The 15,890-nt window shown below is 41.3% G+C and carries 18 protein-coding genes; 5 read left to right on the plus strand and 13 right to left on the minus strand.

Annotation, left to right across the window (positions count from 1 at the left end; genetic code table 11):
• The first annotated feature begins 127 nt into the window (after positions 1-127).
• On the plus strand, positions 128-511 hold the full coding sequence (locus ACQ86K_RS14460) for a BON domain-containing protein (protein WP_431200601.1): 384 nt from the start codon (positions 128-130) through the stop codon (positions 509-511).
• Between the two features lie 56 nt (positions 512-567).
• Positions 568-1,059 carry a hypothetical protein gene (locus tag ACQ86K_RS14465; RefSeq protein ID WP_143020714.1) on the plus strand — a complete coding sequence of 164 codons (492 nt, stop codon included), beginning with the start codon at positions 568-570 and terminating at the stop codon, positions 1,057-1,059.
• Between the two features lie 307 nt (positions 1,060-1,366).
• On the opposite strand, the gene ACQ86K_RS14470 is transcribed toward ACQ86K_RS14465, so the two are convergent.
• The 4 genes from ACQ86K_RS14470 to ACQ86K_RS14485 form a co-directional block, all read right to left on the minus strand.
• Entirely contained in the window at positions 1,367-3,748 is a 2,382-nt protein-coding gene (locus ACQ86K_RS14470; RefSeq protein ID WP_091164272.1) for a phosphoketolase family protein, read from the minus strand.
• A gap of 26 nt (positions 3,749-3,774) precedes the next feature.
• Complete coding sequence (locus ACQ86K_RS14475) at positions 3,775-4,962, minus strand: acetate/propionate family kinase (RefSeq protein ID WP_091164270.1); 1,188 nt, start codon at positions 4,960-4,962, stop codon at positions 3,775-3,777.
• Positions 4,963-5,056: 94 nt separating this feature from the next.
• Positions 5,057-5,641, minus strand: a complete 585-nt coding sequence (locus ACQ86K_RS14480) for an HdeD family acid-resistance protein (protein ID WP_143020713.1) — start codon at positions 5,639-5,641, stop codon at positions 5,057-5,059.
• A 78-nt stretch (positions 5,642-5,719) separates the two neighbouring features.
• Positions 5,720-6,151 (minus strand): Hsp20/alpha crystallin family protein, encoded by a 432-nt coding sequence (locus ACQ86K_RS14485; protein ID WP_091164265.1) that lies wholly within the window; start codon positions 6,149-6,151, stop codon positions 5,720-5,722.
• A 223-nt stretch (positions 6,152-6,374) separates the two neighbouring features.
• Here ACQ86K_RS14485 and ACQ86K_RS14490 point away from each other — a divergent pair, with 223 nt between their 5' ends.
• Both ACQ86K_RS14490 and ACQ86K_RS14495 read left to right on the plus strand, forming a co-directional pair.
• The gene (locus tag ACQ86K_RS14490) at positions 6,375-6,551 is read left to right on the plus strand and encodes a hypothetical protein (protein WP_431200602.1); all 177 of its coding nucleotides are present in this window, start codon (positions 6,375-6,377) and stop codon (positions 6,549-6,551) included.
• Positions 6,552-6,616: 65 nt separating this feature from the next.
• Positions 6,617-7,234, plus strand: coding sequence for a universal stress protein (locus ACQ86K_RS14495; protein ID WP_431200855.1), 618 nt, complete (start codon positions 6,617-6,619; stop codon positions 7,232-7,234).
• Between the two features lie 90 nt (positions 7,235-7,324).
• On the opposite strand, the gene ACQ86K_RS14500 is transcribed toward ACQ86K_RS14495, so the two are convergent.
• The 8 genes from ACQ86K_RS14500 to ACQ86K_RS14535 form a co-directional block, all read right to left on the minus strand.
• Positions 7,325-8,428 (minus strand): ATP-binding protein, encoded by a 1,104-nt coding sequence (locus ACQ86K_RS14500; RefSeq protein WP_431200603.1) that lies wholly within the window; start codon positions 8,426-8,428, stop codon positions 7,325-7,327.
• Positions 8,382-8,513 carry a PAS domain-containing protein gene (locus ACQ86K_RS14505; RefSeq protein ID WP_431200604.1) on the minus strand — a complete coding sequence of 44 codons (132 nt, stop codon included), beginning with the start codon at positions 8,511-8,513 and terminating at the stop codon, positions 8,382-8,384. Before ACQ86K_RS14505 ends, ACQ86K_RS14500 begins: the two co-directional genes overlap by 47 nt.
• Before the next feature lie 28 nt (positions 8,514-8,541).
• Positions 8,542-8,856 (minus strand): LOG family protein, encoded by a 315-nt coding sequence (locus ACQ86K_RS14510; RefSeq protein WP_431200605.1) that lies wholly within the window; start codon positions 8,854-8,856, stop codon positions 8,542-8,544.
• Positions 8,804-9,013: an LOG family protein gene (locus tag ACQ86K_RS14515; RefSeq protein ID WP_431200606.1), complete on the minus strand. Its 210-nt coding sequence runs from the start codon at positions 9,011-9,013 to the stop codon at positions 8,804-8,806. Before ACQ86K_RS14515 ends, ACQ86K_RS14510 begins: the two co-directional genes overlap by 53 nt.
• Positions 9,014-9,630: 617 nt before the next feature.
• Positions 9,631-10,374, minus strand: a complete 744-nt coding sequence (locus tag ACQ86K_RS14520) for a universal stress protein (RefSeq protein ID WP_431200607.1) — start codon at positions 10,372-10,374, stop codon at positions 9,631-9,633.
• Positions 10,337-10,510 carry a universal stress protein gene (locus ACQ86K_RS14525; RefSeq protein ID WP_431200608.1) on the minus strand — a complete coding sequence of 58 codons (174 nt, stop codon included), beginning with the start codon at positions 10,508-10,510 and terminating at the stop codon, positions 10,337-10,339. Before ACQ86K_RS14525 ends, ACQ86K_RS14520 begins: the two co-directional genes overlap by 38 nt.
• A 28-nt stretch (positions 10,511-10,538) precedes the next feature.
• Complete coding sequence (locus tag ACQ86K_RS14530; RefSeq protein ID WP_431200609.1) at positions 10,539-11,813, minus strand: hypothetical protein; 1,275 nt, start codon at positions 11,811-11,813, stop codon at positions 10,539-10,541.
• A 196-nt stretch (positions 11,814-12,009) separates the two neighbouring features.
• Positions 12,010-12,828, minus strand: coding sequence for a universal stress protein (locus ACQ86K_RS14535; RefSeq protein ID WP_091164247.1), 819 nt, complete (start codon positions 12,826-12,828; stop codon positions 12,010-12,012).
• Positions 12,829-12,975: 147 nt separating this feature from the next.
• Between ACQ86K_RS14535 and ACQ86K_RS14540 the strand changes: the two genes are divergently transcribed.
• Positions 12,976-13,845 (plus strand): universal stress protein, encoded by an 870-nt coding sequence (locus ACQ86K_RS14540; RefSeq protein ID WP_176844400.1) that lies wholly within the window; start codon positions 12,976-12,978, stop codon positions 13,843-13,845.
• 97 nt (positions 13,846-13,942) lie between these two features.
• On the opposite strand, the gene mgtA is transcribed toward ACQ86K_RS14540, so the two are convergent.
• Positions 13,943-15,877: a magnesium-translocating P-type ATPase gene (gene mgtA, locus ACQ86K_RS14545; protein ID WP_431200610.1), complete on the minus strand. Its 1,935-nt coding sequence runs from the start codon at positions 15,875-15,877 to the stop codon at positions 13,943-13,945.
• Positions 15,878-15,890: the final 13 nt, after the last annotated feature.

Here is a 15,890-nt window from a genome sequence, read left to right on the forward strand (position 1 = left end):
GGCTAAAAAAGTTATCGGAGTTAAAGCTATAGCAGAAGACATCCAGATCGGCGTTTCGCCGGTATACCGTAAAACCGACACAGAGATAGCTGAAGCAGTGCTAAATGCGCTTAAATGGCATTCAGCTGTGCCTGATGACAAAATCAAAATCAAAGTAGAAGATGGCACCGTAACTATGGAGGGCGAACTGGAATGGGAATATCAGAGGGTTAGCGCGAAGACCGCGATTCAAGATCTCACCGGCGTGCGTTCGGTCATCAATCTTATAACCCTAAGGCCCAGGATATCTCCTGCCGAACTGGAACAAAAGATCAGTGCTGCTTTTCAGCGCAGCGCAAACATTGATGCAACTAAGGTACATGCCGGCATCAGCGGCAACACTGTTACTCTAACCGGTAGGGTACGTTCATTTGCCGAAAGTGAAGATGCGGCAGACGTGGCCTGGGCTGCTCCAGGCGTATTTCATGTGGTCAATAATCTTGACATTGAAGAACCAGAGCTTGCCTTTTAATCCCAGAAAGCGCCGCCTGTTAAGAGCGGCGCTTTACTACCCATAATCTCATAGATATGGAACAATCTCCGATGCTCCTGGTAGCGTATGGCTTTTCAAACATAATCGGACTGCTGATTCTTTGGTCATCTTTCCGAAAACCCTGGATAACGCGGCTGGCCCTTGCATTACTTTTTGCCTGGGCCGCCTGGACAAATTATACGGTTTGCAGGGCACATCCAAATACGTACCTTGGTTTTAGCAGGTATGCATTTAGTTATCTCGGTTTCATAAATGGTTGGTTCAGCTTACATATTATTCAAATGGTTACGGCAATTGCCATTGGCCAGGCCTTGATTGCCATTGGTTTGGCATATAAAGGAATTTGGGTAACGCTCGCCTGCGCCGGAGCTATTATTTTTTTGCTGGCAATTACGCCTTTAGGATTTGGTTCGGCATTTCCTTTTCCACTTTTAGTAGCCTTTGCCACGTGGAAAGTAATTGGCACAGACAAGGGCAAACTTTTATGGACACAACTTAAAGGTGAGTCACCCAAAAAAGAGTTTTAACCGGATATAAAGGTTCAGCTCCTGTGATCAAAGCGCCCTGGCGCCGGCCACTAATGTAACTTAAATAATGCCTTTTGCTTTGACCATAGCCTGCCTTATTTTTATACTGAAATATTTTAACAAAACAGGCCTTAAAACACAACAAGCATTATACTTTACATGCAATCCGCATGCTTAACGGAGCCGGCTTTTGGAAAACTTCATTGCTGTTTATCAATAAAAGTTGTTGCTTGCCGGTGAGCAAAGGCGTACAAAAAACCAAAGAACTATCAGAAGCCCAAACTATTTTTTCGGAAGTAACCACCTTTCAAGCTTTCCACCGCCAATTTTTAATTTCAGGCATATCCTCACCATTCATATTGATGTATTGTTTGTGCTCAACCAATTTGTCCATTAGGTTTTGTTTGAGATATAAGCCTTTACTACCCAAATGCGGCAATCGATCGATTACGTCCATTACGAGATGAAACCTATCCATTTCGTTAAGTACGGTCATGTCAAAAGATGTCGTTATTGTGCCTTCTTCTTTGTAACCTCTTACATGAATGTTGTTATTATTGGTCCGGTTGTAGGTAAGCCTGTGAATAAGCCATGGATAGCCATGAAAAGCGAAGATAACGGGTTTATCGACAGTAAAAAGTGCATCAAAATCATGGTCGTTCAAACCATGCGGGTGGCTGGATTGCCTTTCCAGCTTTAACAGGTCCACAACGTTTACAACCCTTATCTTTAAATCCGGAAAATGTTCACGTAATATAGATACAGCTGCCAATGTTTCTAATGTAGGCACATCACCGCAGCAAGCCATGACAATATCCGGATCGCAGTCCTGATCATTACTTGCCCAATCCCATACCCCAATGCCTCTTGAACAATGAACCACAGCCTCATCCATACTTAACCATTGAGGAGAAGGGTGCTTCCCTGCTACCATAACATTTACATAATGTTTGCTGCCCAGGCAATGAGCCATAACCGACAAAAGGCTGTTAGAATCCGGCGGCAAGTAAACCCTCACAATTTCTGATTTTTTATTGATGACGTGATCAATGAATCCCGGGTCCTGATGGGTAAAACCGTTATGGTCCTGGCGCCAAACAGTTGAAGTAAGCAGGATATTCAGGGATGCTATCTTTCTCCGCCATGGTATCTCCCGCGTCATTTTCAACCACTTGGCGTGTTGGTTAAACATCGAATCAACGATATGTATAAACGCCTCGTAACAATTGAATAGCCCGTGCCTGCCGGTTAGCAAATACCCTTCGAGCCAACCTTCGCACTGATGTTCGCTAAGCATCTCCATTACCCTCCCCTTCGGAGCAAGATATTCATCGTTTATATTAATATCAGCGTTCCACTGGCGGCTGGTAGTTTCAAAAATTGCCTCTAACTTGTTTGAGACAGTCTCGTCGGGGCCGAAAACCCTGAAATTTTGAGGATTAAGTAATGTTACGTCGCGCAAAAAGCGGCCGGTTACATGCACATCTCCTTCACCCATAATACCGGGGCAATTCACGTTAAATGCGTAGCGCTGAAAATCTGGAAGAATTAATTCTCTGAGCAAAAGCCCCCCATTTGTGTGAGCATTTGCTCCCATCCTTCGATTGCCTTTTGGTGCTATTTCCGCAATTTCTTTCTTTAAGCAACCATTAGTATCGAATAACTCTCCGGGCCGGTAACTCTTCATCCAGCTTTCGAGCATTTGCAAATGACTCTCCGGGCTTGACTCAGAAACAGTAAGCGGTATTTGATGAGAGCGAAATGTGCCCTCTATCTGCTTTCCATCAACAACCTTTGGCCCGGTCCATCCTTTTGGTGAATTTAATATGATCATTGGCCATTTTGGTCGCTCCTGCCCTGGATGCTCTATGGCATTATATTTTATTTGCTTTAGAAAGTGTACCGCTTGTTCTAAGGCCGCAGCCATGGCCTGGTGCATAATTGCGGGGTCCGAACCTTCGACAAATAAAGGAAAGTATCCATAACCATGAAATAATTGTTCGAGCTCGATGTGAGGAATACGGGCCAAAACCGTAGGATTTGAAATCTTATAGCCGTTCAAATGCAAAATTGGTAATACAGCGCCATCGGTAAGCGGGTTCAAGAACTTATTAGAATGCCAGGCAGTTGCCAGCGGACCTGTTTCGGCTTCTCCATCGCCTACAACACAAGCGGCAATGAGGTCCGGATTATCCAGCACAGCGCCAAATGCATGGCTTAACGAGTATCCAAGTTCGCCTCCTTCATGCATTGATCCTGGTGTTTGGGGTGAGGCATGACTGGATACACCACCTGGAAATGAAAACCGTTTAAATAAATTTTTCATCCCCGCGCGGTCCTGGCTAACTTCCGGATAAACTTCACTGTAGGTCCCTTCCAGGTATGTACCTGCTGCTACTGCAGGTCCGCCGTGCCCGGGTCCTGAAATATAAAGCATATTTAAATCATATCTGTTAATGATCCGGTTAAGGTGAGTATAAATAAAATTCTGCCCGGGGGTGGTACCCCAGTGGCCTAACTGCATTTTCTTGAGATGTTCTATTTTTAAGGGCTCTTCCAAAAGCGGATTATCGCAAAGATAAAGCTGGCCGACAGACAAATAATTAGCTGCGCGCCAATAAGCATCTAATTTTTCCAAACATTCACCGGTTAACGGCGCGTTATCGATTGATGTGATATCAGTTATCATTGTCATTTTAATTGCTTTAAATAATTTTAAATGTGGATTATTTCATTCACAATCTGCGCCATCATCAGTTCCTCATCAGTTGGTATAATATAGACATTTACCCTTGAATCATTTGCAGATATATTTTTATTTTGGTTAGTGTTTGCTTCAGCGTTAAGTTTAAGTCCCAAGAAATCAAGGCCAGTGCATATCCGCTCCCTTATCACAGGCGCGTTTTCACCTATGCCACCTGTAAAAACCAGGGTGTCAACTCCACCCAAGGCTGCCGTAAATGCGCCAATGGCCTTTTTTATATAATAGCAGAAAAGGTTTATTGCTTCCACAGCTTTAAAATCGGTTGCATCCCGCAAAAGAAGATCCTGCATATCGCCGCTGGAGCCTGAAACACCTAAAAGGCCCGATTCATGATTCATTATTTGAATAAACTGGTCGGCCGAGAGCCCTTCTTTTTTCATCAAATACCATGCTACACCAGGATCTATATCTCCGTACCGTGTGCTCATCGGCAAACCGGAGCCCGGTGTAAACCCCATGGTGGTATCTATGCAATTCCCGCCGTTTACAGCGGCTAAACTTGCACCGTTACCTAAATGCGCTATGATAGTCTTACCGTAACCCTTACCCTCCGAGTTTAACTTTTGCATAATATATTGATAAGAAAGGCCATGAAAACCAAAACGTCTTAATCCTGTAGCCCTAAACCGATCCGGCAACGGAAGTAGTTTCGCTACGGGTGCCATATTCTGGTGAAAGTAAGAGTCGAAACAAACGTATTGCTGTAACTGCGGATGACGATGACGGAATATTTCAATCAGTTTAATTTCATTTGGCAAATGTTCGGGATTGTCACCGGCAGCCTGTTTCAGTTCATTTAGTAAGTTTTCTGTAACCGGCGCGGGGGAACTATCTTCTATTCCGTGTACAACCCGATGTGCGATTATTTTCACCTGCGAAAACATGGGCTGGCATTCGATCCAGTTGGCGAGAAATTTTATGACTGATATAAAGTCAGTTACATCGCCAGGTATTGTTTCGATCTCGGTAAATTGCTGTCTTGTCAATATAAATGATGTTCCTGGCAAACCAATACGTGTTATTCGCCCTTCCCCAACTTTCTGAATGCCGGTTGACAGTCGAAAGAAAGAGAACTTGATGCTTGAAGAGCCGGCGTTGAAGACAAGTAAGGCAGCTGATTTTGAATTGTCAGGATTCATTATTCAGGGATTTAACATTATCAACAAATATCGAATGGCTGGGATCCTCAAAACATGACCGCCATCACTAATTCCGATGAGTAACAGCATTTAGTTAACTTTTGGATTTACCCGAAGAAAGACTGATGATATGCCTAACCTTAAAAGAAATAACCACTCTGAAAATACCTGCTCCCAAGAACGCCATTCCTGTCCATACGATCAGGTTCGCGATACCAAAAGCAGGATAAGCAAGAATGCCAACTGAAAAGAAAATGATAACCAAGCTATTAAACATGATCCAGCCCCAACTCTCGATACCGTAAGCACGCATATCAAGCGCGCTTCCTATACCCATTATGCCTCTTACAAGCAACCAAAATCCAACAATAATCGGAAGCAACATCATAGTTATTGTTGGGTAGGTAAACAAATAACTACCTATAGCTAAATCAATCAGTCCACTTGCCAGCAGCCATCCCCAGCGTTCAATATGCCGGATACTTATCATTGCAAAAACAGTTTCAAAAAGGCCGGTCATCATCATTCCTGCGGCAAACGTAATACTAAGTGAAAGATACGACTGCAGCGGCGATAAAATCACCCAAAAACCAAGAACACAAAGCAGGATACCAGATAACAGCATCAATATCCAATATCTGGACGGGACAATTACCCTGTTATAAACTACAGCTTCCATAGTTTGATATTTTTTGCGGCGTTTGATCAAAGAAGAAGTTGCACCTGTACAATCAAAGTACAGGCGCAACGCGGTTGATCAGTCAATGTTAATTTTCTTTTTCTCTGCAACAGCAGGGGTTGTTTTACGGATATCAATAGTCAGCAACCCGTTCTTGTAATTTGCTTTAATGTGTTCATCGTCCACATCTTCCGGTAAGTTGAAGCTTCGGGTAAAGGAACTGCTTGAAAATTCTTTGCGGGTGTAATTCTCTTTTTCCTCATTATGTTCCTCCCTGGTTTCGGCGCTGATAGTCAGCAAACCATTTTCAATACCAATATTGAAATCATCTTTCTTAAAACCCGGGGCGGCAACTTCAAGTTCATAGTTCTCTTTCTTATCACGGATGTTTACCGCCGGTAATAGCTCCCGATTGAAGAAAGGATGATTAAAGAAATTGTCGTTGTTCCAGAAATCCTCCATCATTGAACGCAATGAGGGAATGTTGTTTGATTTTACTAATGTTGACATAGCGTTGTATATTTAAGTTTATGGATCAAAATTCGGAATGGATTATTCAACCTCACATGACCTTGCTCACAAAGAGCTATGATTTTGAGCATTAAATGCAAGCTGCATTTAACCATTCATGTTTAAAGTCAAGCTCAGTCATGATCATGGTCATTTATAATGAGGAGCGAGATGTGAATATTTGTGTAATCAAATCAGTTACTTAAAAACTCAATTCATTATCATGAAAACTATCCTCGCACTCACCGATTTTTCCGATAATTCATCAAACGCTGTAAATTCGGCTGTACTACTGGCAGGTAAACTGCATGCCAACGTACTTTTGTATCATAACTATGAAACCATAGCGGTAGCGTCTACTTTTTCAGGAGGACCCTACGTAGAAGAAGAGTTTTTTTAGCCACTACCGAAACAAAGAAAAAACTTGATCATCAATTAAATACACTACAATACATTGCAGATGGGATTGATAAAACCGAACGAAAGCCAACGCTCAAAGGCTTAAGCGGTGACGGTAACCTGAAAGATAATCTCAAACAAATAATTGATGAAAACCAAATTATGTTTATAACGATGGGGGCTCCGTCAGGTACCTCTATCGAACACTTGTTTTTCGGCAGCGAAACAAATAAAATAATTCAACATACACAACGCCCGGTATTGGTTGTACCAGCCAATACCAGTGTTAACAATATTAAAAAGACAATATTCGCTACTACCTTCGATGAAGCGGATATCACGCCACTACATTTCTTAATTGGCCTGGGAAAAATCTTCAAGTTCAGTATTGAAGTAGTACATGTAAATCAGCCGGTAAAAGATAAGAAACAGCAAATTGAAAAGGAAGAAGCTTTCCAAAAACATATTGCCAAATTCGGGTATGACCATATTTCGTTCAAGAACCTCGGAGGCCGCGAAGTTGCGGACCGGCTACACCGTCATTGCGCTGAAGAAAAACCTGATCTCCTCGCGGTAGTTCATCACCAACATTCTTTTTTCAGGCGCTATTTTGAACATAGCACTACCAAAGAAGCTCTTAGCGACCTAAAATTGCCGCTGTTCATTTTCCCTACTATTATTTAAACCCGGTTCAGTTTATTAAAAGCGGTCCATTCAAAAATGGGTACAATCCATACTTTGAATGGACCATTGGTATCAATTACATGAAGCGGCTTATTGAGCCGGAAATTTCATTTCGAACACGGTGCCATTTCTCAGACTCGTATTAAAGCTTATTCTTCCGTTCATCAGCTCAACATATCGCTTCACAATGTTAAGCCCCAGGCCGGTCCCATCTATGTCAGTTGTATTACCGGCCCTGAAAAATGGCTGAAATATACTATCACAATCTTCGGTTGGAATTCCCATACCATTATCCTGTATACTAATGGTGCAGGCACCTTTTACAAGCTGGGCATTTATATGGATTATACCGTCCTCCCCGGAATATTTAATAGCATTAGAAATGAGATTAATAAGACAATGCCTGATCAATTGATTGTCAAGCAATACATCGATAGTGTCGATATCGTCATTAACAATAATTTGCTGATTGGCCTTTTTCAGCAATGACATCTCCGCAGCTATTTCTTTTATCAGAGCTCCCAGGTTAAAGATTACACGATGAATATTTACACTTCCGGATTCGATGCGTTCGATTGACAAAAAATCATTCAGGATACCGGTAAGATCTGTCACAGCTCCTTTAATTTTAGCAAGATGCTCGAATATTTTGCCCTTGTCCAGCCTTTCAAAATACCTTTCTATCAGCGATGCAGATAACTGAATGCGGCTAAGAGGGGTCCTGAATTCATGTGAAGCTATCGATACAAAACGGGTTTTCATTTTATTAACCTCTTTCTCTTTATTCAAAGAGGCGTTTACTTCTTCTTTTGCCTGTTCAAGCGTCTGGACGATATTCTTCAGGAAGGTTGTACGCTTTTCGACAATTGTCTCGAGCTCTGAAGTATATTGCCTTTGCTGTTCTTCAATTTCTTTTTCGAGGCTAAGGTCATGAATTACACCGGCGTACACCGCTTGCTGCTTAAATAAAACCTCACTTACTGAAAGTCTTGCAGGGAAGGAACTTCCGTCTTTTCGTAATGCTACAATCTCCCGGCCTTTGTTAATTATCTTCGCATAACCTGTTTCTTTATAAACATCTATACTGCGGTTGTGTGATATGCGTGCCTGTACGGGCATTAAATAGTCAACATTCAAACTGCACAGTTCACCCGACTGATATCCAAACAATCTCGTCAGCAGCTGGATTTGCATAAATGATCTGTCCGGTTTTATCAATTATAATAATACCATCTATCACATGCTGTATAACGGCTTTTAAGAAATTCAGATCATTCATATTGATAGCGATATTGATAATAAAACTATTAAATGTGTTCCAAAAGCCACTTTATAGGAGTGATTGGCTTTGCCGGCTTTAGCCCAAACGTTTTGATGCACTTTTCGGAAATTAAACTAACGGCTTCTGCTATGTCATCAGTTATCAGATACAACTTCATATCACCAGGCCCTATTGTTCCATTAGCCTTCATGAGATCGATATGTTCAACAAGTTTGCAATAGTATTCTTTACCGAAAATAATCACCGGGAAGTCTTTTATCTTGTGTGTTTGGATCAGGGTAAGCGCTTCAAAATATCTCGTCCATAGTACCGTATCCCCCAGGCATAACAACAAAGGCAAAAGAGTATTTGACCAATAACACCTTCCTTACAAAAAAATGTTTCATGTAAACCCATTTATCGAGGTATTGGTTAGGCTTCTGCTCTACAGGAAGCTGGATATTACAGGCAACAGACCGGCCACCAACATCCTTAGCTCCCCTATTAGCCGCTTCCATAAGTCCGGGCCCTCCCCTGTCATAATTGTAAAACCGAGTTTCGCAAATTCGGCAGCAGCTTTCCGGGTCAGTTCATAATAAGGATGGTCTTCCTTAAATCTGGCCGAACCAAATACCGTAATGCAGGGGCCAATAAAATGTAATGCACGGAATCCTTTTATAAATTCCCACATTGTTTCGACCGTAAAACGTAGCTCTTTAAATCGCGAATGGGGTCCCTCCAGGAATGCGATCTCAGATTTATTGCTCTCTTTAGACATCACTAATTATAATTAAAACAAAGCTTTATCTTTATTCCATTTAACCTGCCGCAACATTGAATATATGCCAACGCCCTCTCTCTGATAGCAATTGGCCTTAAACTCTTCAATTTGACCATTAGTGACGTTACATGTTAAATTAATCAGGTCATCAGGTTTATTAACGATTCCATATGTTTCGGTAGGCTTACAAATTGACAGAACAAACAATAGGCTTACCATATATTACCGGCCATTATTAATATGACTTCATATTGCTTTTTTAAGGCTGCAAACGCCTGTTAAGATGGGCGTGAGATTTTATAATATATCCCTGCTGCGTAAAAGTTTTCGATCCTAATTCACGGCCTAAAAACACTAAAAATGTACGGCAGATAATCCCTCAGGCAGCACCAGCAACGGAATCTCTATATGATGTGAAAGTTTTTGGGTATAACTGATGCCAAAAAGCTTTTCAAGCGAATTTACTTTACGGTGCACCGTAACAAGCATATCAACTGTGCCATGTTCGCTTAGCCAGTCGAGGCCATGCATTACATCTACACTTTTTATATGTCTGTAATAAACTTTAGCGTAATTGGCTTTGCAGGTCACCTCCTTCAAAAAATCATCTACTTTACGCTTATCATCTCCCTCTTCAATTTTATCATCGGTAATATGTGCTATTAATAATTCGGCATTAAAATAATAGGCAAGGCTTGCTACCGAATGAATTAGTTCAATGTCGTTATCGTTCAGATCTGTAGCGAAAGCGATTTTAAATATGGGATGAAAATGAGCATTTGCCGGGATCAGCAAAACCGGGAAGGAAGCTTTATTGATCACGTCCTGTGTATTGCTACCCAAGAAAAACCTGCTTATGGCCCCGGCTCCCGACATGCCCATAACCACCATAACGCATTTTTGCTCTTCTACCACGTTTCTGATTACATCCACCACATCACCTGTAGCACTACGCGTGTTTATAAACTCGCGATCGCCGACCGCTTCATCTGAGTGGATGTCATGCAATAATGCAGCCGACAAGCTTTGCAGTTCCTGCGTTGTCTCTTCTTTGAGGGAATTATAATCTTCGAGCGGCCAGGCCACCTGATTTGCCATCGGTGATCTCGTCAGGTACTTTTATAGCATGGCATAATATTACGCCTGCTCTGATAATTTGCGCAATATTTACAGCATAACTTGCCGCATTTTTTGCCTGCGCCGAAAAATCTGTTGGAACTAAAATCGTTTTCATAATTTTTCAAAATCATAATTAAAACCGCTCACTTTGTTTTATTGACGGGTTTAAGGCCATAAAGCTGATTTTCGACCTTACTGTCAAGGTTATATATATCTTCATATTTCACAATCTGGCCATCCACGATAGCAGTAGTGATATAAGTGATCCTGATTGGGACAGGCTTTTTAAGTTGAAAAACTTTAATTTCCCGATCCATCAGGGCTCGGTGCATGGATTTTATGTCAGTTTTATTTCCAGCTGTAGTTAATAACAATTTGGCAAGTTCTTCTCCCCGCTCAATTCTTATCGCCCCGTTACTCGTCGCTCTTTTTTGCTTCTTGAATAAATTCTTGTCAGATAAACCCAACAACTCTATACCGGCCTTATTGCCGGGCATGAAATAGATATAAGTACCATTTTTTTGATTGCCTGTTTTTTGTTTAAAAAACAGATTATACGGAATCATTTTGTCTCTCTGATTAGTTTTGGGATTTACAGCGCCTGTTCCGGTAGCAAAATCTGTAAGCGTACTTACCATTAAGGGTGTTGGTGTAGCAGGAGCCCCTACAACTATTTTGAAATTAAACGTTGTATCCGGCAGGACTAATTTTAATGTATAAGTTGGAATATTAATCTGGATATAAGTACTATCGTTTATTTCGGCCCACCGTAGCCGCTCCATATTCACAGCAATTTTTCTCACATCGGCTTCAGGCGTTTCATAGCAGTCTCCTTCATAAAGCCCTTTAATCAAATGCAACTGATGTTGAAATATTGCATACTCTTTGTTTAAAGGTTGCACTTTTACTACTGCATCCATAAAGGCAGGTAATTTGAGCGCATTAGTTAATATTTCTTCGCTGTTAAAGCCGTTAATGGTTGCCCTATCAATTTTTGCTGGCGGATAATACGGGTTCAGTTTGCCGAAATGCAGGTTATTCATAAAAGCGAGCATAGCGTCGGTGAGGAATATCTCAAACCGGGCCTTTTGCTTGTTGCTTACTTTACCGGGTTGTTCGAGTATAGTGTGCAAGGTGGTATACTGCAGCTCTTTAGGATGATAATCTTCGTGCCTTAAACCAAATTGCAACACACAATCAATCAGGAGCATGGCAGCCCATGTTTTATTTTGATCTTTTTGTTCAACTGTCCATACCGGAGCAAAAGCCCGTTTTTCGTAAAACCGCTTAGCTGAAACAGGAAAATACAAGCCATTATTCAATGCCTTATCATTCAGTTGCCCGGCGATCTGCGCTGTGATCGAAGTATCACTTGTATTGCAAATAATGGTTTTTCCTGGTGCATAGCTTTTTGACATGGCTCCTACCGGCATAAAAAACACACAAAACAAACAGCCAAATAAGGGTTTGTTTACTGGCGGCAAAGCTTATTTCAACTATTTTCATAATATCTTTTTTATGATGTAAAAATGCAATGCCTGGTAGGTTAAATTAGTGACGACGGTCATTTATCCAATTGATCCTGAACACTCAAAACAGTTTCAACTTTGTAAATCAATATGGAAAGACAAGCACCGGGATGCCTACTTGTACAGGAACAGAAGTATCGCTCCCCTCGGTTCTCAACTGCTCACAATGAAATCGGTGATGTACAACCGCCAGCAGATCGGCATGCATATTATGTATCATAACATCAACAGCCCGTGACATATCACGTTCTTTTGTATTACTAAAAAACAGCCTCTCATAGCCTATTTTTTTACTTATCTCGTCGCTAAAGAGTGTTAGCGCATAATTTTGTTCTATATGGGGCAAACCCTTTGCCGAAATATGAGCAAGTAACAGATCTGCCTGAAAGGCCTGGGCCAAAGAAGCAAGATGTTTCAAAACATTTAACCGGCAATATCGTAAATCAGCGGTGTAAACCAAGCGCTCAAAACCACCATCAAACTTCAGGGGAACAAGCATCACCGGGCAAGATATCCGGTTTAAAACCGCCTGCACCTTAACGTCCCGATTAAATGGTGCCGATTCCGGTAACCCTTTTATAACCATCCAAACGCAATTTTTATTGATGTAAGCAATCAATTGCGCTTCCGTATCGCTTGATACTTCAAGTTCTTCAATTAGCGGCATATGTTCACCTTCTTTTACGGAAAAATTGGCCGGTTGGCCCCGTAACGGACCGGGTATGTAACCATCTGCGGCAACGTGCCCCGCCAATTGCAATGCTTTAGAAAACGATGGTTGTTTTACCGGATATATCCGGGCCAAAACTAAATTAGCTCCAATGTGCTTTGCTATGTTGAAGGCAAGATGCGTGGCATTTGTAGCAGACGCAGAACCATCGTCAATTACCAGGATCGTTTTCATAGGCTGTGTTTTCAGGTTAATAATTGAAGTACAATAGCAAAATTAGGCATAGGCACATTTTATCCACTTGATGTAAATCAACGATTTACATGATTTTCCTCATACATTTTGCAGGCCTTATCCTCCACATTTATATCAAAAATGGCAATGAAAACAATAATTTCCCTCACTGATTTTTCTCCCTACGCAACGCATGCAGCGCATTATGCTTTAAAACTGTCACTTGGTTTAAAAGCTGATTTGGTATTATGTAATGCTTGCCTGTTGCCAATTGATATACCGAGCCCTTATACCATCACATGGCCGATTGAAGAATACGACATGTTAAGCAAGGAAAGTACCGATATGCTGGAATTGCTAAAAAGCCAGCTTGCAACCTGGTCAGAAACTTTGAACGTCGATAATAGATTCAATCCACGCATATCCATTAAGAGTTCTTTTGGAGACTTGAATAACATGATAGAGGCCCTATCCTCCACAAATGATATTGTCATGGTGGTTGCCGGCACTCATGACAAAGACGGCTTAAATACGCTTTTACAAGGGAACACGGTAAAAAACATGATGAACAGCTTTGATTTCCCGTTATTACTTGTTCCACCAACTGCAGGGTTTAATGACATAAAACGGATCGCGTTTGCCACCGATTTAACTTGTACCAAGGATGATATAATTGCTCTTGAATCTTTAAACAAATTGATAGAACCACTCACTGCGGAACTAATTTTAACATCAGTAAACAACCACCCGGACCGTACTGGCTTAAACGAACAATTTATAGAGCAAATACTTAATGCTATTGCCAATCAGGAAAAATGCTCTTTCTTGAGTAAAAGAATTATAAGAGCCGACAAAATCGAGACTGGGCTTTCAATGCTTTGCGCAAACGAACGTATAGATATACTGGCAATGGTACATCACCATTTTAACTTTATAAAAAGACTTTTTCATGGCAGCCATACCCTTGAAATGGCTAAAAACATTAATATTCCGTTGCTGATATTAAACGCGAAATAGAATTTAACATGCGCATTACCATACACGGGTACAATATCATCTTAAGATATGATAGCGATTTGCAGACAGCTATTACTATATACGTCGGACAAAGAGGTTACTTAATTTTTTTATAAAACCATCTCTTGGCAAGTTCAGCCGATAGAATATATGCAGTAACGGTTGCAAGCATCAACATATAGTATTTCCAGGACAGTGTTACGAAACCAAATATTGACGCCAATGGCGAATATGGAATCATTAACACCAATAGCAATATTGCGATGGTAGTTATCGATAAATATTTGCCAGGAAGGCTTTTAAAAAATGACAGTCGGGTACGTACTACCAAAACAATTAAAACTGCAGAAACCACCGATTCGGTGAACCACCCTGTTTGAAAAACTCTTTGATTAGCATGCAAAATAAAAATTAGCACGGCAAATGTCAAATAATCAAAAACGGAACTCAATAAACCGAAAACGATCATAAATCGTTTAATAAAACCGAGGTTCCACCGTTGCGGCGTTTTAAGATTGATATCATCAACCTTGTCTGAAGATATGGTCATTTCAGGAAAATCGGTCAACAGGTTGGTAAGCAATATCTGCTTTGGCAACAAAGGCAAAAAGGGCAAAAATAACGATGCACCGGCCATACTAAACATATTACCAAAATTTGCACTGGTGGCCATAAAAATATACTTCATGGTATTTGTAAATGTTTTACGGCCTTCTATAATCCCGTCACATAACACATTTAGGTCCTGATCCAATAAAACGATATCAGCTGCCTCTTTTGCAACGTCAACCGCCGAATTTACTGATATACCCACATCGGCTGTGTGCAGCGCTGGCGCATCGTTAATACCGTCTCCCATAAAACCAACCACGTTCCCTGCTTTTTTTAAAACACTTATGATACGTTCTTTCTGGCTGGGCTCAACCTCCGCAAAAATATGGGTCAGGGGCGCCTTATGACGCAATGCTGCACTACTCATATTACGTATTTCCTGACCGGTAAGGACCTGTGCGGATGAAAGCCCAAGCTGTTTAGCCAGGTTTCTTGCTACCGGTGCGTTATCCCCTGTAATAATCTTAAGTCTGACACCGAGATGTTGCAGCTTTTGAATAGTTTCAGACATACCGGCACGCGGCGGGTCAAACAATGTTATAAACCCAAGGAAAACCATATCATGCTCATTTTCCCTGGTGAAAATTTGATCAGGACCCACTTCCTTATATGACACTCCAAGCGTGCGCAATCCCGAATCACTTAAAAGCTGATATTGAGCTAAAATCGCTTCTTTATGGTCGCCTATATCCGCAAGAATACCTGCCGATGTTTCAATCCGATTGCAAATATCAAGAACCTGACGCACAGCACCTTTCGTGATGGCTATATTAGCTGCCGGGATTTTCACTTGTACTGTAAGCCGTTTACGTACAAAATCATATGGCACTTCTGTAATCGCCGAAAAATCCTTCGCTTCATTTCCCTCATAATGAACAGAACAGATGGCTTTATCGATCGGGTTGACAAACCCTTGCTGGCAGCTGGCATTAAGCCAGGCATATTTAAAAACTTTATCACTATGTACACCTTCAAAATCAAGTGTTTCTTTTAAAGTAACTTTACCTTCTGTAATTGTCCCTGTCTTATCAGAACACAAGATATTCATACTCCCAAAGTTTTCAATGGCGCTCAGCCTTTTTACAATCACCTTTTGGCTGGCCATGCTGCGGGCACCAACTGAAAGATTAACGCTAATGATGGCAGGCAACAATTGAGGTGTAAGCCCGACCGCCAACGCGAGTGAAAACAAAAACGAATCAAGCGCCGGCTTATGCAGCAACACATTAACGGCAAAGATCACCAACACTAACAAAAGCGTGATCTCCATTAACATATATCCAAATTTTCTTATCCCTTTTTCGAAATCAGTTTCAGGAATTCTTAATGACAGCTTATCTGATATTTTCCCAAATTCGGTTTGCTGGCCCGTTGTCACGATGAGTGCCTTTCCAATACCGCTTACCACGCTCGAACCCATAAACAGGCAATTG

The sequence above is a fragment of the Mucilaginibacter sp. P19 genome, from assembly GCF_050632265.1.
Taxonomy (GTDB): Bacteria; Bacteroidota; Bacteroidia; order Sphingobacteriales; family Sphingobacteriaceae; genus Mucilaginibacter; species Mucilaginibacter gossypii.